Genomic DNA, 26,394 nt, shown 5'->3' with positions numbered 1-26,394 from the left:
AAAAATATTCGAGCATGCAGGGAGACCAGAACCCTGTGAAATTCACAGGACTAAAACTCAGCAAACCCAAAACAGTAGCAGCAGGCATACCGGCAGTTATTTCCAGTATGAAACATATCCTTGAAGAAATGAACGCCTTCAGAGGAATGAAAGCACTGCTGAAAGTTAACCAGAAACATGGCTTCGATTGCCCGGGTTGCGCATGGCCCGACCCCGACGACGAAAGATCACCCATTGCAGAATACTGTGAGAACGGCGCCAAAGCTGTTGCTGAAGAGGCGACCACCAAAAAATTAACACCTGAATTCTTTGCAACCAATAGTATTCAGTCATTAGGTGAACTGACCGACTATGAAATAGGCAAAAAAGGAAGGATTGCACAGCCGGTATACCTGGCTCCCGGCGCCACACACTATGCAAGTATCACCTGGGAAGAAGCCTACCGCAGGATAGCCGACAAACTCAATACACTGGCTTCCCCCAACGAAGCAGTATTCTATACTTCCGGACGTACCAGCAACGAAGCTGCTTTTCTCTACCAGCTCATGGTAAGAGAATACGGTACCAACAACCTCCCCGATTGCTCCAATATGTGCCACGAATCCAGTGGCGTAGCACTCGGCGAAGCCGTTGGCATCGGCAAAGGCTCCGTAACGCTGGAAGACTTCTACGAAACAGATGTAATTATCATCCTTGGCCAGAACCCTGGCACCAATCACCCGCGTATGCTCACCGCTTTACAGAAAGCCAAAGCCGCTGGTGCGCATATCATTGCAGTGAACCCACTTCCCGAAACAGGGCTGCTGGGATTCCTCAACCCACAAACGGTAAAAGGATTTTTAAATATAGAGACACATCTGGCAGACATCTTCCTACAGGTAAAAATTAATGGAGACATGGCTTTGCTAAAAGCCATCTGTATGCTACTGCTGGAGGAGGAAGATAAAAACCCCGGCAGTGTGTTTGACCTGGAATTCATCGCCGGCAATACTTCCGGCGCATCAGCATATATCGCACACCTCCGTGCCCAGGACTTCCGGCAGCTGGTGGCTGCCAGCGGTGTACCGGAAGAGAAAGTCAGGGAGGCGGCAGCAGCCATGATGCATAAAAAGCGGATCATCGCCTGCTGGGCAATGGGCCTCACACAGCATAAAAATGCGGTGGATACCATCCGGGAAGTCGTAAACCTGCTGCTACTGAAAGGTAGTATAGGCAAACCCGGTGCTGGCACCTGCCCGGTACGCGGCCACAGTAATGTACAGGGCGACCGTACCATGGGTATTTACGAACAGCCTGCCCCCGCATTGCTGCAGAAGCTGGAAGAAGTATACGGTTTCAGACCACCGCAGGAACATGGCTACGATGTAGTACATGCCATCAAGGCGATGTACAAAGGCGATGCAAAGTTCTTTTTTGCGATGGGCGGCAATTTCCTGTCTGCCACGCCAGATACCGAATACACGGCACAGGCATTACGTAATTGCGACATGACCGTACATGTATCTACCAAACTAAACAGAAGTCATGTGGTACATGGCAGGGAAGCGATCATTCTGCCTTGCCTGGGACGCAGCGACAAAGACATGGTAGGCAACGAACACCAGTTTGTTACCTGTGAGAATTCTATGGGCGTGATCCAGATGTCAAAAGGTAACCTGCATCCCGTATCTGAACACCTGAAGAGTGAACCTGTTATTGTATGTGAACTGGCGCAGGCACTGTTTGGCGCTAAGTCCCGGACACGCTGGCAGCAATATGCCCTGCATTATGATTTTATCAGAGATGATATACAACAGGTAATACCAGGGTTTGATGATTATAATAAACGGGTTCGGCATCCGGGCGGCTTCTATCTGCCAAATGGCTCCAGGATAGGCAAGTTTAATACGCTTACCGGCAAAGCCAATTTCCAGGTGGCAGATCCTTTGTATACCCAACTCGCGCCCGACGAACTGATGATGATGACAATTCGTAGTCATGATCAGTTTAACACGACCATTTACGGACTGGACGACCGCTATCGCGGCATACACCATGAACGCAGGGTCATCCTGATGCATCCTGCTGATATAGCAAAAGCTGGTTTAAAGGAGAGAGACTTAGTAGATTTGTATAACTATTATGATAACATTACCAGAGTAGCCTATGGGTTTATAGTGATACCATACAATATTCCGGAGAGCTGTACGGCCACGTATTTTCCGGAAACAAATGTACTGGTACCTGTTAATAGTGTTGCAGATAAAAGTAATACGCCCACCTCAAAACTTGTTATCATAAAAGTTAAGCCATCGATAGTAAATAGATAGTAAATAGATAGTAAACAGATAGATAGTAAATAGATATTATGAAACTTGCAGTCTGGCAGGCGCTCCGATGGACTGCCACCGAGTATTTCACCCTTGAAGACAAGGGTATCTTTCAATTGGCCCATGGACATATCGCCGGAGTAATCCGGGATTTGCCTTTTTCTATCAGCTATGAAATAGAGATAACGAATGACTGGAGAATAGAGGCATTCACCATTCGTGCAGAAGGTACAGACAAAAGGGAACTGAAATTGCAATCCAATTTACAGGGTGAGTGGTACGACCGGGAAGGAAATCAAATCAGCGCTTTCAATGGATGCCTGGATATAGATATTTCGCTGACTCCTTTTACCAATTCTTTACCGATAAAAAGGTTATCGCACCTGAAAATAGGTGACAGCGAAGTGATTTCAGTGATTTACATTTTGTTGCCGGAATTTGAACTCCACAAGATGCAGCAACGGTATACACGCATGAACGAGGATTCCTGGCTGTATGAGAACCTGGAATCCGGGTTCACCGCTCAATTATATTTTGATGAAGACGGGATTATGAATGACTATCCTGGCTACCTGCAACGACGGTATTAGCAGTTCCTTTCAGTGAAGGCAGTAGTTGCTCTGCCTGGGCTATCATCTGCTGTATTATATCTGCCGCACCTGTTTTTTCTTTAGCTAAACCCGCTGCCTGTCCTGCCCACATGGCTACAAACGAAGGATTGTCCTGTTCCCTTGAAGCTTTTCGTGCAGGTTGTGTCAATGCATCCTGATATGGATACGGGAGAATGGTAGTATTGGAATCTTCAACAGCTGCAATCAGCGTATTGGTAAGGCCTCTTGCCCAGCGGCCTGAAAAAGCTCGTGTCAATCGTGTAGTCGTATCCGTTGCAGCTGCAATGGCAGCCTTATGTGCATCGGTGGCCAGACTTTCATTACACAGCAGAAATGCGCTGCCTGGCTGTACGCCGGCAGCACCGAGCATTAGGCCAGCGGCCACTCCCCGGCCGTCCATGATGCCGCCAGCGGCTATAACGGGCACCTTTATTCTATCTGCCAGCTGAGGGACCAATGCCATCACGCCTATCTGCGGAAGACTACCCGCAATGAAAGTACCTCTATGTCCTCCTGCCTCAATACCTTGTGCCACGATAGCATCCATGCCACGCTGTTCCAGCAGTACGGCCTCTTCCAGTGAGGTTGCCGTACCTATCAGTTTTGCGTTACTTTGTTTCAACAGCGAGATTCCTTCACTGTCAGGGATACCGAAGGTAAAGCTGACGATATCCACTTTCTCTTCAATCAAAACCGGAAACAGGTCTTTATAGGAAAAGAAGGTCAGCGTTTTAAGATCTACAGGGGCAATCCCCAGGCCGTTGCGGGTATACACTCCCTGCAACAGGGTTTGCATGGCATCAAATGCGGATTGATCTGGTGCAATAGGAATATCATAGGCAAACACATTCACGGCAAAGGGCTTTGTAGTCAGCTCCCTTACTTTCTGTATCTGGGTTCTGGCCGTGCTGGGGTCTATATTTCCTATGGGGAGAGAGCCGAGTCCGCCGGCATTTGAAACTGCTGCCACCATTTCGGGTGTGGTAATGCCCAGCATAGGGGCCTGAACAATTGGGTAGCTGATACCCAACATGCTGGTGAGGTTATTTTTCCATTCCATGAGTTTCCATTATTTCAGTATTTAAATTTAAGACAATCGCTGCGGATATCAGCGGAAACTTAAAAACGAAGGTGCACGCAATGCGGAGATCTCAAACCTGAAGTCTACTACGGTCGTTATTTCAATTTTAAACTTGTTTCCTGGCGGCGGCATATTGGGGAAATAATAGGCCGAGAGCTTCAGGGTATTCAGGGAGAGGTTTTCGTTCCTGATACGCATACCTCCACCTATTCCTAAATAGATCGGGTTATTCAGCAGATCAGGACTGTTATTGGAGATCATGCTCGCCTGCAGGGAGGTAAAGAAGTTAAATTTGAATCCCAGGATCTTCAGCGGACTGTAATAAACGGTTTCGGAACTGAAGTTCAGGCGCTGGTAACCGTTCAGTGTAGTACCTCTGAAGCCCCATATCCCATTTTCCATGTTTATGTTAAGGGGCTTGTAAAAGAACGGATTGGGGCTGTTAAGGTAATCGGTAATAATAAACTGACGGAAACGGCCTTTGAGTATTTTGAGCAGCTTGCTGTAATATTCAATACGGGCGTGAATGACGGCATCTTCTGGTTTACTGTTTTGCCAGAAAGTTCCGATACCTACGGTGGTATTGAAAAGTCCCTGGTGTTTTGTCAGCCAGAATTTCTGCCATTCGGTACCGGAGTAGATGCGACGCCGGTCTTTCCAGGTTTCCCACCCGGTGGCAACATTCACGTTATAGCCCAGCGGGATATCTTCCGTACGGCCAAATCCGAAGAAATAGTGTGCCTTGAAGTAATCCAGGCGATAGGCCTGTAGCTCAAGGATATAGTACCGGTGATTGTTATACACGGGATCTTCCTTGTATTCAAGCTGGTCCGGCCTTCGCTGGAAGTCCAGGTTATAGTGACGGGCCAGCACGGCCACATTGGGCTTTCGGCCAGATCTTCCGTTATGGTCATAGTTATTGATGAAGTTATAACCCAGCCAGGCATCGAAGATAAAGTAGCGGTAATCCCGGTAAAGCGAATCAGAGTACCCGTGTATATTGATGGAAAAGTTATTGGCGACGGTGAGTCCGCCAACAATTTTGGCAGAATTGCGATATTGTGGCCGGTTAAAACTTATATAATAAGAGCCTTCATAGACATTGGAATCCAGCTGGTTAGTATTATTTAAGGTACTGTAGCCGGCGGCAAAATCGACAAAGGAACCTCCGATGTTGCTTTTGGAATAGCGAAATTCCGTATTCCACACGGGGCTGTAGTTATTGCGCCAGTTGAAGCCTATGGCTACGCCTTGTCCGGCGCCGAGCAGGTTATTGTTATAGAACCTGGCAGCGATATCGCTGGCACTTACCTGGGAAACATCCACACCATATTCAAATACGTCTTTGGTGATTACCTCAATGTCCACTGAGTCGGACATAGGATCCCCCGGGATGACGTAGATACGGGCATCCTGGATAAATGGCCTGCTACGGAGGTAGCGCTCATTATCTGCCATATCAAAGGGTTTCAACCGTTGGTCTTCGCGGAAGAAAAGGTTCTGGCGGATCATCCATTCCTTGGAGTCGTAATGCAGCCTGTTGGCAAACTTCAGGAGCTTCATGGAAGTGGTGAAGGTGGTATCATTGATATTGCTAGGACCGAAAACCGGCACCCGCTTATAGTGGATATCCCGAATCACTTTGCCCGCAAATGGTGTAAAATATGCCTCACTTTTTACGATAGCGCTGTCTTTATTTGTAGGCACCGGCTCCGGAACGTTCTGACGGGTCATACGGCGGATCAGGGAGTCCCTGAATGCCCTGTTTCGGAGAGAATCTCCATATTCAAATAGTCGTCTGAAAAGGCCGTTATGCGATTTTACAGCAGTATCACCCAAAGGCGGGCGGGATGGCGGCGGGGCCAGATGAGGAATAACAGTATCACCTATATACGGCAGGGATATGCAAACGGGTGGGTGCTGCTGCTGAAAAGTGGCAGCGCAGAGCCTTGCCGGTTGCAGGTACAGCAGGCAGGTAACAGTTATAGTACATAATATTTTTAAAAATCTCCTCAAATGATATCCCCGTAAACAATTATAACTAAAAAAACTGGTTTGTAAACAGCAGTTAATATTTTACTTAACGGGAATGATTATTGAAAGTTGTATGGTGTAAACAAGTGGGACAGTTACCACGTATTGTTCACCTAAATTATACGTTATGCTTCGATGGGCAGCCATTTTCCTGATCATAGCAATTATAGCCGCCATTTTCGGTTTCGGAGGTATAGCCGCAGGTGCTACTTCTATTGCTAAAATACTGTTCTTTATCTTCCTTATTATGTTTGTAATATCGTTGATCGGAGGAATGATGAGGAAGCAATAAACGTGTGTACGGAGATATTTGTATAATAAAGCCTGTCTTTACAAAGTAGAGACAGGCTTTATTGTGCGGATGATCATCCGGAAATTATTTCATGATACTGGTTTCCCAGCCATCGTATTCGGCATTTACCTGCTGGGCAACTTCCCAGAGCGTCATGACAACTTTGTCGATCACCGCTTCTGTGGCTTTGTCCGGGCGTACAATGCAAAGGCGGTATGGATATTCCGCATTCTCTTCCACCTGTGTGTCGTGCAGGAGGGTGAACCCTATTTCCTGGATATGTTTCCAGTAGATATCTTTCGTTTCTTCTGTTTTAAAATGTATCCAGTGTTCTATCGGGCGTTCCATTTCGGCATTATCGCCATGCTTGCGCAGCATGCGTAATACTTTCCTGTTCTGGATACGCTGAAACTCGGCAACATCCGGGAACAGGTAATCGAAGTAGAGTTCCCAGTTATTATCTTCTTTCACACCATAGTCATATCGATACTGCGGGAATGCCTGCATGGCATCCGTAATATATTTGTCGTGCAACAAAGTGTTGCCGGCATAAAAATAAAAGTCCCTTACACCATTGGAAAAAGTACGACCTACAAAATGAGCATCCAGCTTGTTTTGCAGCTCTTCCACCAATCTATCCTCTATTTCACCCATGAGCGCAAATTCATCGTTATGCGGAAATCCGTCTTCACGTGGATTGTTCAGATAAACTGTTATATATATGGCATTCGGCTTTTCCTTCAAAGGTGCAAATCGTCTCAGATCAAGGTCAAGGCCTATTACTGCTGGACTTTCTTCAATATGGCACGTGTAAATATCCCAGTCCGGTCGGTAATCCTTATGCATATAAAAAAATTAAAATAACGCAACAGCTGGCTGTAAAGATACGTCGCTCATTGTTATCACCGAAAAGAATAAAGCCCTTCCCTGCGCTTTTTTATCCACAAAAGCCGCTTTTCATACCGCATCGGTAGCTACAACGGTATTGGTAATACGAAATTCTACTCTCCCGGAAAACATATATTGTATTTATACTATTTAAATCATCTCCCAAATACTCATGTATAAACGAACGCAGGTTAACATTAATTAACAGTGATGCACAATATTTCACTGTACCTACCAAACCAGCCACTACAAAGCATTTCCTCAGACTAAAAAGATAAAACATTGAATAGCACTGATTTCTATACTTCCACTCATCCTAAAAAAACGATTTAGTAAAGCTGCATGAACTATTTTAGCCACTGCTATTTAATGTTGGAAGCTAGTATAAGTTATTATGAGAAAAATTGTTTTGTTGCTAACAGGATGGACGTTACTGTTGCAATCACCGGTTTTTGCCCAGCAACCAGGGCCTAAAGGCGGTGGTGACAACCAAGGATCACTGTATGGAAAATTAATCGATGCACAGACTGGAAAACCCGTTGAATACGCCTCTGTTGCCGTATTGAAAGCCGATTCTTCCGTGCTCACAGGTATGTTATCTAAACCCAATGGCGACTTCGCTTTTGAAACATTGCCCATGGGGAAATATATCCTGCGCATCAACTTCATCGGATATGAAACCTTCTTCAAATCCGCCGTGCTGGCACCTAAAGCGAGCACCGTTGACGTAGGGAATATCAAAATGAAATCAAATGCAAAAACGCTTGCGGCCGTAAACGTAGTGGGTGAAAAGCCCGCCTATACAATGGCTATCGATAAACGCGTATTTAATGTTGATAAAAATTTATCGAGTATCGGCGGTACCGCCACGGATGTTTTAAAGCAGGTCCCTTCTGTAAACGTTGACATCGACGGTAATGTTTCTGTTCGTAACGGCGCACCTACCATCTTCGTAGATGGCCGCCCGACAACACTTACACTGGACCAGATCCCTGCAGATGCCATCGAAAAAATTGAAGTGGTTACTAATCCTTCTGCGAAATATGATGCGGAAGGGATGAGCGGTATCCTCAACATCGTGCTTAAAAAGAACAGAAAAGCCGGCATCAACGGTATGATTACCGCCGGTGGATCTAACCTCGGCAGCAGCAACGGTAGCGTGGATTTCAACCTGCGCCAGGAGAAATTCAACTTCTTCGTGAACTACTCTTTCAGAAACAGGGTTTCTCCAATGACGAGCCGACTGTTCAGAAAGAATATAAGTGCTGATACCATCAACTATACGGAACAGCTTCAGGATGGCGACTTCTATCGCCGGTTCCAGAACGGCCGTATCGGCTTCGATTGGTTCATCGATAACCGTAATACCATCAGTATTTCTGAAAACCTTACCGGTGGTAACTTTAACAGGTATAATAATCAAACCATCAACAACCTGGACAATCACCAGAGCCTGGTGAATGCAGGTACAGGCGTGGATAATTCCAAAAATGGTTTCCGTAACTATGCGACACAGTTCGGCTATAAACACACCTTTGCGAAGGAAGGCCATGAACTGACGGCAGACTTCACGTACAACCGTTCCAATGGCGACAACTCCTCCAATTATAGTTTGCAATACCACGACCTCAATGGTGACAACATCTATAATCCTTTACCACAGCAGCGTTACGGTACAGGAGGAGGCAATACTACCTATATCACCGGTCAGGTTGATTATGTAAATCCGCTGACAGAGAAATCTAAAATTGAAGCTGGTCTGCGAAGCAATACCCGCAAATTTACCAGCTATACCAATACTTTCGGCCTTACTTACCCTTCAACGGATTATAAACTGGACTCTTCATTATCCAGCAACTACGCCTATTCTGAGCAGATCAATGCGGCGTATGGCACCTACACCGGCGCGATCGATAATTTCGGTTACCAGGTGGGCATAAGAGCAGAACAGTCTTTCTACAAAGGTGAATCTTTCCTGGGTCAGTACCAGTCGTACAAAGTAAACTATCCGATCAGCCTGTTTCCAAGCCTGTTCTTATCGCAGAAGCTGAAGGGAGATCATGAGCTGCAACTGAACTATAGCCGACGTATCCGTCGTCCGTGGTTTATGGACCTGCTGCCGGTGATCAACCTCAACGGAACCAGCGCCAGCACCGGTAACCCGAGCCTCAGCCCTGAGTTCACCAACTCTTTCGAGTTCTCATACCTGAAAGATTTCAACCACAAAGTGAATGTGCTGATGTCGATATATTATCGTAATACAACCAACGCTATTACTGATTTTTATAAAGATACCCTGATGACGGTGAATGGTACTTCACAGCATATCCTGCTGTCGTACCCTATCAATGCCAGCTCCCGTAATTCCTACGGTGCAGAACTGACACTACGCAGTCAGCTGACAAAAAGCTGGGATGTTACCGCCAACGCTAACCTGGCCCAGACAAAAATCAATGCCTCTCAGGATAACAGCACATTGACCAATCAGGGCTTTACCTGGTTCGGTAAATTGAACAGCAACACCAAACTCCCGTGGAACCTGACTTTCCAGGTAAACGGTGTGTACGAGTCGAAGCAGATTTTACCACAGGGCGAACGTGAGCCTACCTGGTCAGTAGATGCCGCCGTTAAGAAAGATATGCTGAAGAACAAAGCCCTGAGCATTTCCCTTGGCATCAACGACATCTTCAACAGCGACAGAAATCTGAGCTACACCAATACCACCTATTCCCAACAGGAAAACTATCGCAAGCGGCTTACCCGTGAGCTGCGACTCAATGCAGCATGGCGTTTCGGAAAGATGGACACCCATCTGTTCAAACGTAAAAACGGTAAGCAGGAAGGCAACGGAGAAATGGGTGGCGGAGATAATTATTAATTCGTAATTTGGAGTCTGCTTAAATTATTTTAATTGCTATGGACTCCATTTACCACACAATAACATTAAGATTTTTAGCAGAGCCCTCAGATGTAAATTTCGGTGGAAAGGTACACGGGGGCTCCGTTATGAAATGGATAGACCAGGCAGGATATACCTGCGCTGCCAATTGGAGCGGACAATATGCCGTTACTGTTTATGTTGGAGGTATCCGTTTTTTTAAACCAATAGCCATCGGAGACCTGGTAGAAATCACTGCCAATATCATCTATACCGGCAATACCAGTATGCATATTTCCATAGATGTTTTTGCCGGAAACCCGCGCCAGCAGACAAAAACCAAGACCACCCACTGTGTAATGGTGTTTGCTGCAGTAGATGATCAGGGCAAAACGACCGCTGTTCCTAAATGGGTTCCGCGGACCGCGAATGAAATCAGTATGGAAGCTTATGCTAAAAAGCTGATGGATTTGAGGAAAGATATTGATGAGGAGATGAAGCCGTATATGTAAACAATATTTTAATTTAATTTTCAATAAAAAAGGTTTGCCTTCGGCAAACCTTTTTTATTGATTCTTCTTTTAGCAAGATGGCAAAGCCATCTTGCTAAAAGAAGCAAAAGCCTTATTAATGGCTGAATTGCATTTCACTTAATGTCTTATACAAACCACCTTCCAGTTCGATGAGCTCCCAATGGGTACCCACTTCCACAATACGTCCTTTATCCAACACAATAATTTTATCTGCTTCACGAACGGTGGCGAGCCTGTGGGCAATTACAATGGAAGTGCGACCTTCCATGAGTTTGTCCAGCGCGTCCTGTACGAGTTTTTCAGATTCAGAATCCAGTGCGGAAGTCGCTTCGTCGAGGATAAGTATACGTGGATTTTTCAATACTGCCCTGGCGATGGCGATGCGCTGACGCTGGCCACCGGAGAGTTGTATACCGCGTTCACCGACGATGGTATCGAGTCCATTGGGGAACCGCTGGATGAATTCCCATGCATTGGCCTGGCGTGCGGCGGCTTCCAGTTCTGCGTCTGTAGCATCCGGGCGGCCATAGGCTATATTTTCACGGATGGTGCCACCAAAGAGGAATACATCCTGTGGTACAACGGCCATTTGCGAACGCAGCTGCGACAAAGGAATATCTTTCGCAGGGCGGCCATCAAATTTTATATTTCCACTAACGGGATCGTACAAACGAAGCAAGAGCGAAACAATCGTACTCTTACCCGCGCCGCTAGGCCCCACCAGTGCTACCTTCTGATCCGGAGATACATCGAAGCTCACGCCATCCATAATGGTAAGGTCGGGACGGGAAGGATAATGGAAAGACACATCATTAAAGCTGATGCTGCCTTCCAGGTGATTTTCTTCAGGGATAATGGTTACCGGTGTAATATCTTCTACCGGTTCATCCAGGATTTCCAGCAGATGTTCGGTAGCGCCGATACTCTTCTGAAGACTGGTATATACTTCAGCCAGTCCCCCTACAGATGCGCCGATAAACACGGAGTAAATTACGAACGATAATAATTTAGGCGTTCCGATATCCAGGGCTACACCTCTCCATATAACTGCTACCAGTGCACCAAAGATGCCAAGGATAATAAAAGAAGAAAATGCGCCGCGGTATTTTCCGCTCTTCATTCCTATTTTGGCCGCTTCGTTTGTACGGGTTTTATACCGGTTAATTTCAAAGAATTCGTTGGCAAATGCCTTCACATTGAGGATACCGGCGAGCGTTTCTTCCACGACAGTATTGGAGGCAGCTACCTGCTCCTGTACCTGTTTGGAAAAGCGACGGATAAATTTCCCGAATATCACCGCAACAACCATCATGGCCGGCAATACAGCCAGCATGAAGAGGGTCAGCTGCCAGGAAGTTAACAACAGGATGGTAACACCTCCTATTATAATGATCACCTGCCGTATAAATTCAGCCAGTGTGGTGGTAAATGTTTCCTGCAGGGAAGATATATCAGCGGATATCCTGCTACTCAGCTCTCCTACCCGGCGCTCCAGGAAAAACTTCATGGGGAGCTTGATCAGGTGGCTGTATACTGCCTGGCGGAGGGTAGCCAGGGTTTTTTCCGTTACATTCACAAAGAGGATGATACGGAAAAAAGAGAAGATGGATTGTCCTACGAGGACAGCCAGCAATAATACAGCAGCCGAATTCATGCCGTGAAAGAGGCTTTCAGCGCTCTTTGGGTCAACCAGGTTCCCCATTAATTTGGGAAATGCCAGTCCGGCAAGACTCGATACCAGGAGGAAAACGAGGCCCAGGGCAAATTGGGGCCAGTAAGGTTTAACATAGCTGAACAGACGAAATGTTTTCTTCAGGGATGCTAATTTCAGCGGCTGCTTTGGTTCCGCCGTGGAATTGGTGTCATTACGCATTTATCAGTTCTATTGGTTTCACAACAAAGGAGACGATCGTGAAACAAATATATTGCTTTACGCCAGATAAAATGTTTACCATTGGTTAATAATTCGCAGCCAGGGCACAACTATAGGCAATCAGACTGAAAATAGCCGCCAGGGATACTGCTACGCACGCTTTATAGAGAATTAGTTTCATATAAGGGTTTTAGGATATTGGTTGATTCAAATAATATTCCAACTTTATAACGTTTATATAACACAAAAGTTTACTTTTTTAGAAAATTTTTAATCAATGGATGCTGGAACGCAAAACCTTACATTTGCAGATATAATATTGCCGATGAAACATATTATAGAGTTAGTTTCACAGGACCAGGTACTCAAAGTATTGATAGCCCTCCTCATGGGCTGTGTAATTGGTGTAGAGCGGGAATATAAACGAAAGGCGGCCGGTATGCGAACCATGGCGCTGATCTGTATGAGCAGTACTGTTTTCACCATTCTATCTGCCGAACTGGGCAACCCCGGCAGTCCTGACCGTGTAGCGTCCAACATCCTGACCGGCGTAGGTTTCATTGGTGCCGGCGTCATCTTCAAAGGAGAATTTGCCATAGACGGTATTACAACGGCCGCCAGTATCTGGATCGCCTCCGCAATAGGCATGGCCATTGGCATGAGTCAGTACGTGCTGGCCGTTTTTGCACTGGCCGGCGCTATGGTCGTATTGTTGATATTAAAGTACGTAGAGCATTATGTAGCGAAAGTAAACGACAAGCGCATCTACGTTATACAATACAGAGAGGCTGATCTCTCACAAGCCATGCTGGAAGCCAGCATCCGGCAATATAACCTCCAGATCAGGCGTATGCTCCTGATGAAAAAGGATGAAGTAGTAGAAGTGAATTATGAAGTTCGTGGTGCAAAAAGCAGGATGCATGAACTGGACGAATTTTTAATGCAGAACAAAAGCATCTGGCAATACCAGGTGCAGTATAACCCGATGTAATATGCCTTCGTATGCAGATTTGCCATTACACTATGGTCATGTACCACAGTGGCTGGCGCGGAGAATGAGTTTGTTAGGCGGTGCCATCACAGAAGCAATTATCCTGGATTATGGCCAGGGAGAGTTTTTACGCCGCATGAGTGATCCATACTGGTTTCAGGCACTCGGGTGCGTCCTGGGCATGGACTGGCATTCCAGCGGTATTACCACCAGCGTGATGGGGGCCTTGAAAAAAGCCATCAACCCCAGGTCAGCTGAACTGGGCCTTTATATCTGCGGAGGAAAAGGAAAACATAGCAAGGAAACGCCCAACGAACTACGGGTGATCGCTGATAAAACCGGCCTTCCCGGCGACCAGCTCATATATAGCAGCAAACTGACCGCCAAAGTAGATAATACTGCTATCCAGGACGGTTTCCAGTTATACCTCCATTCCTTTGTACTCAGCAGCCAGGGCGAGTGGGCCGTAGTGCAGCAAGGCATGAACGACGCCACCAGCATGGCCAGGAGGTACCACTGGCATTCCTCCGCTTTCAAATCTTTTACCGAATCTCCACATACCTACATCTACGGACAAAACCAGGGACTGATACTGAACCTCACAGATACCGCTGCCGATGTTACCAAACAAGGCATCATGGAACTGTTGAAGGAAAAACCGGTACACCTGCTGCCAGAGATCAGGAACCTTATCATGCCTTCCCACCACGATGTGAGGGCGGAAAACGTTAATCTGAAGCGGCTGGGAAGCGTGCTGGCACTGGCCCATGATACCAACCCCGCGAACTTCGAATCATTGCTGATGCTGGAAGGCGTAGGCCCTAGAACATTACAATCCCTGACGCTGGTGAGTGAAGTGATACATGGTACCCCTTCCCGGTTTGAGGACCCCGCCCGGTTTTCTTTTGCTCATGGCGGCAAAGACGGGCATCCCTTCCCGGTGCCGCTGAAAATATATGATGAAACAATTTCCACGCTGAAAGATGCGCTGTATAAGGCTAAGATCGGTGAGTCAGACAAGAAGGAAGCAATTGGCAAGCTCTCGCAGATGTCTGCCGAAATAGAAAAAAATTTTATTCCCAATACCAATTTCGATAAATTGATTGAGGAAGAAAGACGCAATTCCTGGCAACATAATGGCCGCACCGTTTTCGGTAAAGCGCCCAAGCCAAAAGAAGGCGACCAGCTTTCGTTGTTTTAATCTGTAAAATCTTACTGCTATCAACTACACCGATTATAATACACTGAGTGTTCCTGAAGCCACCATCCGGCAAAAGGAGTTAAAGGAACAGGTGGTATTACAGCCACTCCCTGAAAAGATCAGCTATATTGCCGGTACTGATATCTCTTTTGATAAATTCAGCACCCACGTATTTGCCGGGATTGTATTGTTATCATTCCCAGACCTGAAGCCTGTGGCGTGCAGCCTTATTAAGAAAGAAGTGAAGTTTCCATATGTACCTGGTTACCTCGCCTTCAGGGAAGTACCCGGCCTGCTCGATGCCTGGGAGCAGCTGGCCATCAAACCGGACGTAGTGGTACTGGATGGTCATGGTATTGCGCACCCACGCCGGATGGGCATTGCATCGCATTTTGGTGTACTTATAAATAAGCCGGCATTGGGTTGTGCCAAGAAGAAACTCTTCGGAATCTATGAAGAACCAGGTAATAACGCCGGCGACTATACGCCATTGTACGACAAACAGCAGGAAATTATTGGTAATGTATTGAGAACAAAAACCAATGTGAAGCCTGTTTTCATTTCTCCCGGGCATCTGAGTGATGTAGACAGCAGCCGGGAACTAATACGCCAATGTGTTACCAGATACCGGCTGCCGGAACCTACCAGACATGCACATGCCATCGTCAACCAGTTCAGATTGGGCACACTGTCTGAAGGGTATACTACGTTTTAATTGCTAGAACTCAATCCAGGCCAGGGCTGCCGTTTTCACCGTTCCATTTCTCGATAGTAAAATGGTAGCGTAGGTATGTGAACCTGCGTTATAATCAGACGCACCTAATATACAGGCATATCGTTTCGTTACTTCCGGCATACCAAAAAGATACAGGCGTTCAATACGTTTTTCCGTATAGCGGTAGCATACAAAACTGGCGTCGTCCGCGAACTTCAGCGGTTTCTTTGTTTTGTCAGCACCGCCGGTATCCAGGTATTGCAGGTAATCATTGAATACCATGAAGGTTACATCCGGCTTGTTGATAAAGTCATAGGAAACATAAGGACTGAGGTTCAGCGCAGCAATCTTGTTACGGAAAGTCCACTCACTCTTACTTCTGCGATGCTGAAAAAATGGCTGCGCCACGCCTGTTACCACCTGGTATTTATTCAAAGAGAACGTTACATCTTCCCTTCCTACTGAATCCAGTTCTGCCACGCCCGCATCGCCCATATTTGTATGGAGGTTACTAAGCTGGTTATTTCCCTGTTTAAAGAAGCTCAGTGTTTCCCACATGATCGTACTGGTGCCGTCATCATTGATGATCCAGTTCTGCGGGATGCCAGAATAGTCGTCTTTGTAGTTGAGGTTGATGGCTACGTTCTTGCTCAGCTCAGGGTTGGTGAGTACCGGGTGCTTCCGCAGTTTTCCATCTTCCGAAAAAATATTTAAAATCGTTCCTGAATTACCACTGCGTTTCTCATCCGGTACGTGTATCAGCAGACGTACTTCTTTATAGGCAGGAACTACCTTCACCAGACCTGCAACCTGGTTATAATTTCTCGTATAGGCGAGTACGTGATGTGAAAAAGTTGAGGAGTCGGGCGACAGCACACTGAAAACGACTTTGGAAGCTGATTCCCCGGAAGAGCGCTTACCATTGAAACCTACCGTGGCCATGTATATGTGCGACTGGTCCTGCACGGCCATATTGATATAGCTGAAATATTCATAGGTATTATCCTGCATGTAGAAATAGCCCGTGTGGATCAGTTTATGATCGGGCGTGTAATGCTGCACAGTGATACGCTGTTTGGTATCGTCCCCATATTGTATTTCAGCGCCGTTGAAGAAAGCCACTGCGTAGTAATCGCTGCGGGTATCCTTTTCCACAAAGCAATCGTGGCTGGCGACATTGTTCTGGTTGTACATATTGCGGAGGCGCAATGATGGCAGTTCTCCCAGTTTGTCTTCTTTGAGAAGACGTCCATTATCCGCATCCAGTACGAGTCGGTAGAGATTCGGTATATCCTTGACTGTTTGTTGCAGGAAGATCACCGGTTGCCCGTTTATCTGGTAGATCGCGTCTATTTCCGTATTGTCAAGATCGGTGCTACTCCATTGTTGCGGGCTGATGGTATCATGGCGGAGTAATTCATGGGCGGGGTTATACATAGATACTTCCAGACCGGATTTCTGACCGAAGTGCAGGTAACAGGTATTGCCGTTTCTCAGTTGCAGCAGTTTGTCGAATCCGTCGCCGGGAACATTAAATTCATTGCTCAGTTTTACTACAGGTACCTGGGCGGTTGTCCGTGCCGCCGTCAGGATAAAACATGTCAGCACCAGGGCCAGCGTCCCTTTATATTTTATCATCTTTATACTAATTAATAATTTCAAATATATAAAAATTATTAATTAGTATAAAGATGATAACCGGGTATATACTGATTAGAATTGTTTACGTTGTATTCGGATGGCATTCATAATAGCAAGGAGCGCCACCCCTACATCGGCAAAAACGGCTTCCCACATGGTAGCGAGTCCGCCGGCGCCCAGCAGCAGCACCACTCCTTTCACGACGAAGGCCAGTGTGATGTTCTGCCATACGATCTGTTTGGTAGCACGGCCTATGCGCACGGCCATGGATATACGGGAAGGCTGATCATTCTGGATGACGATATCAGCGGTTTCGATGGCGGCATCACTGCCAAGGCCACCCATCGCCAGGCCGGCATCACTCAGGGCGATAACAGGTGCATCGTTGACGCCATCGCCTACAAAAGCTACGCTGCCTTTTTCCGCACGGATGGCTTTTACCTTTTCCACTTTATCTTCCGGTAACAGATCCCCGTAGGCTTCTTCCACACCAAGCCTTTCTGCTACGTATTTCACCACGCTGGATTTATCTCCCGACAGCATAACGGTATTGATGTCCATTTCGTTCAGCTCTCTGATAGCCTGTTGGGCATCTTCCTTGATCTCATCGGCGATGGTGATCAGTCCCGCGTACTTCCCATCAACGGCGATGGCCACTACGGTGAGCGGAATATCTTCTGCACTGATATCGAAGCTCACATTAAATTTCTTCAGTAGTCTGAAGTTACCGGCCAGCAGCTCTTTGCCAGCCACGCTCCCTTTCAGGCCATGTCCTGCTATCTCTGTAAGTCCGGTTACTTCCAGCGGCTGCGCGGTATCGCCCAGGTATTCGCGTATAGCCGTAGCCACCGGGTGTGTGGATTTACCTTCAATCGCATTCACCCATTGCAACAGTTCTTTCTCCTCAAAACCTGGCTGGATCAATACTTCCTGTACTGCAAAAACACCTTTGGTCAGCGTACCGGTTTTATCCATCACCACATTTTTGACATTGGCCATCACATCGAGATAGTTACTGCCTTTAAACAGTATGCCATTGCGGCTGGCGGCACCGATACCGCCGAAATAGCCCAGCGGTATGGAAATCACAAGTGCACACGGGCAGGAAATCACCAGGAATATCAGGGCGCGGTACAGCCATTCGTCGAACACATAATTTGCAACGAAAAAGTACGGCAGCAAACAAATGCCTACTGCCAGGAATACAACTGCAGGTGTATAAATTCTGGCGAACTTGCGTATAAATAGTTCTGTAGGCGCTTTCTGGGCACTGGCATTCTGTACCAGCTCCAGGATGCGCGACAGTTTACTGTCGGCATAGGCTGTAGTGACCTGAACATCCGTTACAGTATTGAGGTTGATCATACCTGCGAGCACGGCATCGCCTTTCACCATGGTATCAGGCTTGCTTTCGCCGGTGAGTGCGGCAGTATTAAAGGTGGCTGTTTCTGTCAATAAGATACCGTCCAGTGCGAGCTTTTCGCCTGGCTTCAGCTGCAATACCGTGCCCACCGGCACATTCGCTGCGGCCTTACGAACGAGTATACCATTTTCCAGGACATTCACTTCGTCAGGGCGCTGGTCCAGCAGACTTTTGATATTCCCTTTTGCGCGCGATACGGCTGCATCCTGGAATACTTCTCCCACCGCATAAAACAGCATTACGGCCACGCCTTCCGGATATTGCCCGATATAAAAAGCACCCACGGTCGCTATGGTCATCAGCAGAAATTCACTGAAAATATCCCCTTTAAGCACCGTACGCCAGGCATTTACCACCACGGGCAAAGCTACCGGCAAATAAGCCAGCAAATAGAAGCCCAGCCGTTTATAGCCAGTAAATCCTGTCCAGGTATGGTCCAGGAGGATGCCTGTCAGCAATAATAACAGGCTGACAACGCACATAATAAATTCAGATGTCCGGTACCAGGCAACGGTGCCACTACCGTGATCATGGCCGTGGTCGTGGTCGTGATCATGATCGTGGCCATTGGATGTTTTTCCGTGTGAATGCGCCGGTTGTTTAACAACCGTCTGCTCATTACCACAACATTCTTTTGACATATATACTCGATTTAATACTGCCGGTGAAAAATGCTATTAATGACCTTCGTGCTCTCCGCTGTTTTTCATTTTAGCCAGCAGGTCGTAGGCTCCTTTTACTACAAAATCATTGTCTGGCGCAGGGCCGGCAAAAGCTACTTCGGTAAAGCCGGATTCGGTATTGCCTTTGGTTACTTCCATCATCTTGAAGGTATGCAGGCTGTCGGCCGCCGCTGCCTTTACAAATACGTAATTCTTATCTTCAAAGTTCACTACTGCAGCTTCCGGCAGGGCCTTTACTTTTGCCGCACCGGTTTCAATCACCGCTCTGAGGTAAGTTCCCGGCAACAGCTGTGTATCTTCCTTGCTGAGATGGCAGTGTACCCTGATGGTACGGTCTGTACTGATTTCCCTGCCGATCAGATGTACGGTTGCCTCCCTGGTACTACTTTCATTTGCCAGTGTAAACCTGACCAGTTGACCCACTTTCAGCCTGGGAATATCTTTCTCAAAAACAGTCAGTTCCGCGTGCAGGTGCTCTGTATTAACAATACGGAAAAGTATATCCGTTGGCGTTACAAACTGTCCGAGGTTTACATTCACCTGGGTAACATATCCGCTGATAGGTGCATAAACATTGATGCTCCGCTGGATATCCCCTTTCAGTAAAGCGGTCATATTAACATGAAGCAGGCTCAGTTTCTGTCGCAGACCATTTTCCTTTACGGTCAGCGATTGCCAGGCTGCTTTTGCCTGCTGTAATGTTTTTAACGCATTTACATTTTCCTTTGCCAGTTCTTCCTGACGGTGATATTCCGTGGTTGCATATTCGAGCTGACTGCGAACCTCCAGGTAGTCTTGCTGTAATTGAATATAATCAAGATTTTCCAGAACTGCGATTACCTGGCCCTGTTTTATAGGCATGCCCTGTAGCAGGGTTGTCTGGCGGATGAAGCCCCCCATTGGCACAGATACACTTACCAGCTGCTGTGGTGGCACATCCAGTAATCCGCTCACCTTAACTGCACTGCTGATTTCCCGATCTTCCAGCTTACCGGTTTGTATACCCGCTGTTTTATATTGCAGATCAGAAATCTCCACCATACCAGGTGTTTCATCATGGTCATGGTCTGCTGCGGACTTCTCTGCTGCTGATTTATTGTTACAGGCAGCTAAAAAGCCCATGGAGAAAAGGATTACAGCGAGATTTATAATATGTTTGATAGTTTTCATGTTGAGATATTTATTATTGACGACCTGCCAGATAATCGATATAGGAAGCTGCCAGCTGATTGTCCAGCAGTGATTTCAGATACCCCTGACGTATACCCAGTACTTGTTCCATATTGAGGAAATGCTCTGCATAGCCTATTTCGCCGGCACCATACGCCAGTGATGACTGCTTCAGGATCAGCGTTGCATTAGGCAGGGCGGTACCTTCATAGTAATGCAGGTTATCCATTTGTTTTGCATACTCCTGTAATGCTTGCTGGTAAAGATTCCTGAATTGGATACCATTTTGTTCCAGGGTGAGTGCGGCTGCATTTTCCTGCTGCCGTTCCGCTTTCACCTTTGCCTTTAAGGGACGTGCCCACAATGGCAATGCGAGTCCTACCTGGAATCCCTGAAAGCGGTCGCCACCTGTAGCCAGCGGCGCACCGCCTGCATTCAATGGCGTTCCTATCAGCGACTGATTAAAATAGCCCACGGTGATATCCGGCAAAATGGCGGCATTATAAACCTTGCGTTGTTGCTGTGCTGTAATCACTTCCTGGCGCAGGTATTGGAGATAAGGATGCATGCTGACTGCGGCTGAATCGCTCAAAGGCTGAATATGCACCGCCGCAATACCTGCTTCCCGCTGTGCCGGTAATACACTGGTATCCGGCAGGGCCAGCAGCGCACGCAGGCGGGATTCATTGATGGTAATGTCTGCCTGGTTTTGGCGAAGCAGGTTTACCACTTCCTGTTTTCGTGTATCCGCTGCCGTTTTCTCCAGCATTTTCGACTCTCCTGTTCTGTAACGCAGGTTAGCGCTGGCTGCAAAAGCGCCAAAGAGACTATCCTGCTGTTGTAGTAAAGCCCGCTGATCGTGTAGGAAAAGCAGCTGCATCCAGGCTTCCTTCACCTGGAAAGCCAGCTCATTGGCGTTATTGGCTTTCAGGTATGTGGCGGCGGCTACCTGCGACTTTCCCAGTTCTCTTCTGGCGGCGAAATTGGTAGGAAAAGGAATAGATTGTGAGATGGCAAAATGATTATCAGTTTTGACATAGCTGTTATACTGACCATATTGCATGCTCACTTCTGTCTTGCCGATTTCGCCGCTTGCCGGCAATAATTCCTGAAAGTACTTCACTTTAGCACCAGCGGCCTGAAGCCCTTTATTGTTGGACAATGCGGCCTGTACGGCCTGCTCCATGGTCCATTTATCGGTAGTCTGTGCTGCTGCCAGCAACGGCAGCAGCAACAGGATGATGACTATTCTCATGATTGTAAAGGCGGGGTTTTGGATGAAAAGAATTTTTCAAAATAGATGTACAGACAGGGCAGCACCAGCAGCGTCAGCAATGTGGAGGTAACGAGTCCGCCAATTACTACCGTGGCCAGTGGCCGCTGTACTTCAGCTCCCGCGGTGGTGGCCAGCGCCATTGGCAGAAAGCCGAAAGACGCTACACAGGCTGTCATCAGTACCGGTCGTAACCGTATAGCCGTTCCCTTTAGTACGATATCGCGCAGATCAGTCATTCCTTCCTTCTTCAGGTTATTGAACTCTCCTATCAGCACGATACCATTTAGAACAGCTACCCCAAAGAGTGCGATGAAGCCAACGCCAGCGGATATACTGAAAGGCATGCCGCGTAACAGCAGTGCGAAAACCCCGCCGATAGCCGCCATTGGTATAGCGGTGAAGATGAGCAGTGATTGTTTTACAGAACGGAAAGTGAAGTACAGCAATCCGAATATCAGCAGCAAGGCTACTGGTACGGCAATAGAAAGTCGTGCGGTAGCTTCCCGCAGGTTTTCGAACTGTCCGCCGTAACGGATAAAGTATCCTGGCGGCAGTTTTACCTTTTGTTTTACCGCAGCTTCTATTTCTGCTACTACGCTGGCGATGTCGCGGCCACGCACATTAAAGCCTACAATGATCCTACGTTTGGCGTCTTCGCGCTGTACCTGGTTGGGGCCTGTCACCAGCTCCACGGTGGCCAGCTGCTCCAGCGGCACCTGGTTGCCGCCAGGCGTGGTAATAAATAAACGTTGTACATCTTCCAGTTGCTGACGGTTGTTATTGTCCAGCCGCAGGACGAGATCAAAACGCTTTTCACCTTCATATACGATACCTGCCGATTGTCCTGCAAAGGCGGTATTCACCGTCTGGTTGATGGTGGCAATATCAAGGCCGTATTGTGCAACCTTGTCTCTGTTGATTTTTACCACTATCTGTGGCAGGCCATCCATTTGTTCGAGGTAGATATCTTTTGCCCCTGCTGTTTTAGCAACAATGGCATTTATTTGTTTAGAGAGATTTGATAGTGTATTGAGATCTTCCCCGAATATTTTGATACCAACATCCTGGCGTACACCGGAGATCAGCTCGTTAAACCTTAGCTGTATGGGCTGTGAGAAACCAAAGCTGACACCGGGGATGGCTTCAAGTGCTTCCTGCATTTTGTTGGCCAGTTCTTCCCGGTTATGGGCCCTGGTCCATTCGCTGCGTGGTTTCAAAAGAATGGTAAGATCGCAGGCTTCCAGCGGCATGGGATCTGTAGGAATCTCAGCGGCGCCAATCTTGCCTACTACTTCTTTTACTTCCGGGAACTGCTTTTTAAGGATGTCTGCTGCCAGTGTTACCTTATCAATGGTTTCAGATAAGGCACTACCGGTGAGCAGTCTTGTTTCCACTGCAAAATCACCTTCTTCCAATGTTGGCAGAAACTCTCCGCCCATGTTGCGGAATAACAGCAACGCTACTACGAAAAGCAGTACAGCGGCGCTCACTACCCATAGCTTCACCTTTAAGGCGCCACGGATCAGCGGGTCATAAAGTTTATGGAAAAAGGCCATGAGCCTGTCGGCAATGGTAACCTTCACGGATATACGCTTGTTCAGGCATAGTGCAGACATCATCGGCACATAGGTCAGCGACAGCAGGAAAGCCCCCAGGATGGCAAAGGAAACTGTCTGGGCCATTGGCTTGAACATTTTTCCTTCAATACCAGCCAAAGCCAGGATAGGCAGGTAAACGATCAATATGATGATTTCCCCGAAAGCTGCTGCCGATCTTATTTTACGGGCACTGGTAAATACTTCTTCATCCATTTCGGCTTGTGTCAGCTGCAGGGAGCTATTTCCTTTTAGCCGCGTGCCAAGATGGTGCAAGGTGGCTTCCACGATGATTACTGCGCCATCTACGATCAGTCCGAAGTCAATCGCACCCAGGCTCATCAGGTTACCGGACACCCCAAAGAGATGCATCATGGCGATGGCAAAGAGCATGGACAGCGGGATAACGGAGGCTACAATAAGTCCGGCCCGCAGATTCCCCAGAAAGACAACCAATACAAAAATCACGATCAGGGCTCCTTCCAGCAGGTTTTTCTTTACCGTGGCAATAGCACGTCCTACAAAGTCGCTGCGGTCCAGGAAGGGCTCAATTACCACGCCTTCGGGTAAGGTCTGCTGGATTTCTGCCATGCGCTTTTTCACCGCCTGTACCACTTCATTGGAGTTCTTGCCTTTGAGCATCATCACAATGCCGCCCACCGCCTCTGATGTATCCCTGGTGAGGGCACCATAACGGATGGCATCGCCCAGGCGGGCAGTGGCAACGTCCCGGATCAATACGGGCGTACCATTGGTTGTATTTTTCACCACTATCTGCTCGATATCCGCAATGCTGGTAATCATACCTTCACTACGAACAAAATAAGCATTAGGCTTTTTATCTATATAAGCACCGCCGGTATTCTGGTTATTGCGTTCCATGGCATTGAACACATCCGCAATACTGAGATTATAGCTACGGAGCTTATCCGGGTTGATGGCTACCACATATTGCTTCAGCTTTCCACCAAAGCTGTTTACCTCTGCAATGCCGGGTGTACCGAGCAACTGGCGGCGTACATACCAGTCCTGGATGGTTCGCAGCTCCCTGGCGTCGTATTTGGATTCATAGCCCTTTTGCGGGTGCAGTACATACTGGTAGATTTCTCCCAGGCCACTGGAAATGGGCGACATCTCCGGCGTTCCTATGCCCGGCGGGATGTTGCTTTTGGCTTCAGCGAGCTTTTCATTGACCTGTTGCCGGGCCCAGTAAATATCTACGTCATCATGAAAAACGACGGTAACAACTGACAGTCCGAACCTGGAAATACTGCGTACTTCCCTGAGTTCCGGGATAACGGCCATGGTTTGCTCTACAGGAAAAGTGATCAGTCTTTCTACTTCCTGGGCGGCCAGCGAAGGCGACAGGGTGATTGCCTGCACCTGGTTATTGGTAATATCCGGCACTGCATCAACGGGCAGCCGGGTCAGCGACCATATACCCCATGCGGCAAGTGCCAGGGTAAATATGGCAATAGCAAGTTTGTTCCTGACGGAAAACAGAATTATTTTATCCATTATGTGGACGGGTTATAGGTAACAGAATTTAGTAAACTAATTAGCCTATAACTGTTCGTGGAGGCTGCCAAACATCCATAGATCTGGCAGTATAAAGGTCAGACTGAAAAGAAGGAAATATATGGGAAGATGAAATACGATATGGGATATACAAGTGAATAGCTACAGGCATTACCTGTACGTTGCAGCAGCTGCATACACAGAGCGGTGAACAAAAATCAGGTTGAGTATGCTGATGACTGGTATCTGTACCATGTACCATTTCCTGTTGCAGATGTCCGTTTACAGCAGCAGCTGCGTCGTTGCATGGCAGGCATGACAGCAACACGATATATATACTGAATATGTAAACGAAAAATTTCATCTCAACAAAAATAAAGATAACTACCTATATCTTATCAATAAAAAACTGCATCGCAGTTGCGCAAACGCTTTGAAATATCCGATTTGTTACTAAATTAGCCATATGAATTGCCTGATCGTAGACGATAATAAACTGGCCAGAACAGCCATGCGTCAGCTGGCCAGTCATGTAGACCATCTGCAGGTGCTGGACGAATGCAGCAGCGCCATGGAGGCCTATAACCTGCTCCAGAAAGAAAAAGTGGACCTCTTGCTCCTGGATATTGAAATGCCCGGCATGAGCGGACTCGAATTGACGCGCAACCTCGGAAGTAAAGCCCCCATCATTATTTTTACAACTGTAAAAAAAGATTATGCAGTAGAAGCCTTCGAATTAAAAGTGGCGGATTATCTTATCAAGCCGGTGAGTCCGGCCCGTTTTATACAGGCAATCGACCGCGCAAAAGAAATCTATGAAAGTAATAACAGGGAAATTCAGGTATCCGATCTCGAATTTGTTTTTATCAGGGATAATGGCGTGCTAAAACGTATCCGTACTGAGGAAATCCTCTACCTGGAAGCTATGGGCGACTATGTAAAGTTATTTACCGCACAGAAATTCCATGCCATCCATGCTACCTTAAAATCGCTGGAAGAAAAATTACCGGCAGGAAAATTTATGCGGGTGCATCGTTCGTATATCGTTGCGCTGGACAAAATAGAAGCCATAGAAGATGGTACCATACTCATACAAAAGAATAATATACCAATTGCAGATGCCTACAAATCCGCACTCAACAGCAAATTGAAGTTATTATAGTTTTTGGGCGCCAGCACCACCGCGTCTCAACAGCGTAGAGAGCATCTCCCAACGGATACCTTCGGTATCCGTTGTAAATACAATACAGGTAAGTATTGAGTAAATGATTCCATTAAAAATTCCTCTCTTATAATAATTCCATTTCTTAATCATCACCGACAGATTTCACCTGTTGGACGACAGCTACTGCCCATTGAACCAATTGTAGTCAAACAGCCTTTATCAGGATTGTACCTTTAGATCGTAAACATAATTGATCCACATTTAATCTGTAACAATCATGAAAAAGTTAGGAATTATGCTGGCAGCTGCCATGTTGTTTATGAGTGCATCAACATTCGCGCAAGCTCAGGAGCCTGCAAAAAAAGAAACTAAAACTGAAAAACCTGCGGAAGCAAAAAAATCAGCTCATCATCACAAAGCTGCTTCTCACAAAGCACCTGCTGCTAAAAAAGAAGCAAAACCAGCTGGCGCTACCAAATAGTTTTTCCAGTCAATATAGCTCCCTTGATATTTAGTC

Annotated in this window: 20 protein-coding genes; 10 read left to right on the top strand and 10 right to left on the bottom strand. The window is 47.0% G+C overall.

The features are described from left to right. Nucleotides 1-14 precede the first annotated feature (14 nt). Both F3J22_RS22025 and F3J22_RS22020 read left to right on the top strand, forming a co-directional pair. Complete coding sequence (locus F3J22_RS22025; RefSeq protein WP_167020090.1) at nucleotides 15-2,309, top strand: FdhF/YdeP family oxidoreductase; 2,295 nt, start codon at nucleotides 15-17, stop codon at nucleotides 2,307-2,309. Between the two features lie 38 nt (nucleotides 2,310-2,347). Then, nucleotides 2,348-2,899: a putative glycolipid-binding domain-containing protein gene (locus tag F3J22_RS22020; RefSeq protein WP_167020089.1), complete on the top strand. Its 552-nt coding sequence runs from the start codon at nucleotides 2,348-2,350 to the stop codon at nucleotides 2,897-2,899. Here the strand turns inward: F3J22_RS22020 and F3J22_RS22015 are convergent. Both F3J22_RS22015 and F3J22_RS22010 read right to left on the bottom strand, forming a co-directional pair. After that, nucleotides 2,859-3,980: a nitronate monooxygenase family protein gene (locus tag F3J22_RS22015; RefSeq protein ID WP_167020088.1), complete on the bottom strand. Its 1,122-nt coding sequence runs from the start codon at nucleotides 3,978-3,980 to the stop codon at nucleotides 2,859-2,861. The genes F3J22_RS22020 and F3J22_RS22015 overlap by 41 nt on opposite strands. A 48-nt stretch (nucleotides 3,981-4,028) precedes the next feature. Then, complete coding sequence (locus F3J22_RS22010) at nucleotides 4,029-6,017, bottom strand: hypothetical protein (protein ID WP_167020087.1); 1,989 nt, start codon at nucleotides 6,015-6,017, stop codon at nucleotides 4,029-4,031. A 145-nt stretch (nucleotides 6,018-6,162) separates the two neighbouring features. On the opposite strand from F3J22_RS22010, the gene F3J22_RS22005 reads away from it, so the two are divergent. Continuing rightward, on the top strand, nucleotides 6,163-6,327 hold the full coding sequence (locus F3J22_RS22005) for a DUF1328 family protein (protein ID WP_167020086.1): 165 nt from the start codon (nucleotides 6,163-6,165) through the stop codon (nucleotides 6,325-6,327). A gap of 84 nt (nucleotides 6,328-6,411) precedes the next feature. On the opposite strand, the gene F3J22_RS22000 is transcribed toward F3J22_RS22005, so the two are convergent. Continuing rightward, nucleotides 6,412-7,173: a DUF695 domain-containing protein gene (locus F3J22_RS22000; protein WP_167020085.1), complete on the bottom strand. Its 762-nt coding sequence runs from the start codon at nucleotides 7,171-7,173 to the stop codon at nucleotides 6,412-6,414. 436 nt (nucleotides 7,174-7,609) lie between these two features. On the opposite strand from F3J22_RS22000, the gene F3J22_RS21995 reads away from it, so the two are divergent. Both F3J22_RS21995 and F3J22_RS21990 read left to right on the top strand, forming a co-directional pair. Further along, the gene (locus F3J22_RS21995; RefSeq protein ID WP_167020084.1) at nucleotides 7,610-10,093 is read left to right on the top strand and encodes an outer membrane beta-barrel family protein; all 2,484 of its coding nucleotides are present in this window, start codon (nucleotides 7,610-7,612) and stop codon (nucleotides 10,091-10,093) included. A gap of 38 nt (nucleotides 10,094-10,131) precedes the next feature. Then, nucleotides 10,132-10,605, top strand: a complete 474-nt coding sequence (locus F3J22_RS21990; protein ID WP_167020083.1) for an acyl-CoA thioesterase — start codon at nucleotides 10,132-10,134, stop codon at nucleotides 10,603-10,605. Nucleotides 10,606-10,720: 115 nt separating this feature from the next. On the opposite strand, the gene F3J22_RS21985 is transcribed toward F3J22_RS21990, so the two are convergent. Continuing rightward, complete coding sequence (locus F3J22_RS21985) at nucleotides 10,721-12,499, bottom strand: ABC transporter ATP-binding protein (RefSeq protein ID WP_167020082.1); 1,779 nt, start codon at nucleotides 12,497-12,499, stop codon at nucleotides 10,721-10,723. A gap of 325 nt (nucleotides 12,500-12,824) precedes the next feature. On the opposite strand from F3J22_RS21985, the gene F3J22_RS21980 reads away from it, so the two are divergent. The 3 genes from F3J22_RS21980 to nfi are packed head-to-tail and all read left to right on the top strand — an operon-like array spanning nucleotide 12,825 to nucleotide 15,406. After that, nucleotides 12,825-13,490 carry an MgtC/SapB family protein gene (locus F3J22_RS21980; protein WP_167020081.1) on the top strand — a complete coding sequence of 222 codons (666 nt, stop codon included), beginning with the start codon at nucleotides 12,825-12,827 and terminating at the stop codon, nucleotides 13,488-13,490. 1 nt (nucleotide 13,491) lies between these two features. Further along, on the top strand, nucleotides 13,492-14,691 hold the full coding sequence (locus tag F3J22_RS21975; protein WP_167020080.1) for a DUF763 domain-containing protein: 1,200 nt from the start codon (nucleotides 13,492-13,494) through the stop codon (nucleotides 14,689-14,691). A 19-nt stretch (nucleotides 14,692-14,710) separates the two neighbouring features. Beyond that, a complete protein-coding gene (gene nfi, locus F3J22_RS21970) occupies nucleotides 14,711-15,406 on the top strand; it encodes a deoxyribonuclease V (RefSeq protein ID WP_167020767.1) in 696 nt (231 codons plus the stop codon). 3 nt (nucleotides 15,407-15,409) lie between these two features. Here the strand turns inward: nfi and F3J22_RS21965 are convergent, their stop codons facing one another. The 6 genes from F3J22_RS21965 to F3J22_RS21945 form a co-directional block, all read right to left on the bottom strand. Next, nucleotides 15,410-17,044: a hypothetical protein gene (locus F3J22_RS21965; protein ID WP_167020079.1), complete on the bottom strand. Its 1,635-nt coding sequence runs from the start codon at nucleotides 17,042-17,044 to the stop codon at nucleotides 15,410-15,412. 75 nt (nucleotides 17,045-17,119) lie between these two features. Next, nucleotides 17,120-19,111 carry a heavy metal translocating P-type ATPase gene (locus F3J22_RS21960; RefSeq protein WP_167020078.1) on the bottom strand — a complete coding sequence of 664 codons (1,992 nt, stop codon included), beginning with the start codon at nucleotides 19,109-19,111 and terminating at the stop codon, nucleotides 17,120-17,122. A gap of 36 nt (nucleotides 19,112-19,147) precedes the next feature. Then, nucleotides 19,148-20,323, bottom strand: coding sequence for an efflux RND transporter periplasmic adaptor subunit (locus tag F3J22_RS21955; protein WP_167020077.1), 1,176 nt, complete (start codon nucleotides 20,321-20,323; stop codon nucleotides 19,148-19,150). A gap of 13 nt (nucleotides 20,324-20,336) precedes the next feature. Then, the gene (locus F3J22_RS30390; RefSeq protein WP_205195520.1) at nucleotides 20,337-21,578 is read right to left on the bottom strand and encodes a TolC family protein; all 1,242 of its coding nucleotides are present in this window, start codon (nucleotides 21,576-21,578) and stop codon (nucleotides 20,337-20,339) included. Then, nucleotides 21,575-24,712 carry an efflux RND transporter permease subunit gene (locus tag F3J22_RS21950; RefSeq protein WP_205195513.1) on the bottom strand — a complete coding sequence of 1,046 codons (3,138 nt, stop codon included), beginning with the start codon at nucleotides 24,710-24,712 and terminating at the stop codon, nucleotides 21,575-21,577. Before F3J22_RS21950 ends, F3J22_RS30390 begins: the two co-directional genes overlap by 4 nt. 40 nt (nucleotides 24,713-24,752) lie before the next feature. Next, nucleotides 24,753-25,076 (bottom strand): DUF6660 family protein, encoded by a 324-nt coding sequence (locus tag F3J22_RS21945; protein ID WP_167020076.1) that lies wholly within the window; start codon nucleotides 25,074-25,076, stop codon nucleotides 24,753-24,755. A 102-nt stretch (nucleotides 25,077-25,178) separates the two neighbouring features. Here F3J22_RS21945 and F3J22_RS21940 point away from each other — a divergent pair, with 102 nt between their 5' ends. Together F3J22_RS21940 and F3J22_RS21935 are read left to right on the top strand one after the other, a co-directional pair. Continuing rightward, nucleotides 25,179-25,874 carry a LytTR family DNA-binding domain-containing protein gene (locus F3J22_RS21940; protein WP_167020075.1) on the top strand — a complete coding sequence of 232 codons (696 nt, stop codon included), beginning with the start codon at nucleotides 25,179-25,181 and terminating at the stop codon, nucleotides 25,872-25,874. 280 nt (nucleotides 25,875-26,154) lie between these two features. After that, nucleotides 26,155-26,358 (top strand): hypothetical protein, encoded by a 204-nt coding sequence (locus F3J22_RS21935; protein WP_167020074.1) that lies wholly within the window; start codon nucleotides 26,155-26,157, stop codon nucleotides 26,356-26,358. Nucleotides 26,359-26,394 lie beyond the last annotated feature (36 nt).

Source organism: Chitinophaga sp. Cy-1792 (assembly GCF_011752935.1).
GTDB lineage: Bacteria > Bacteroidota > Bacteroidia > Chitinophagales > Chitinophagaceae > Chitinophaga.
This window is presented reverse-complemented; position numbering and strand designations above follow the sequence as displayed.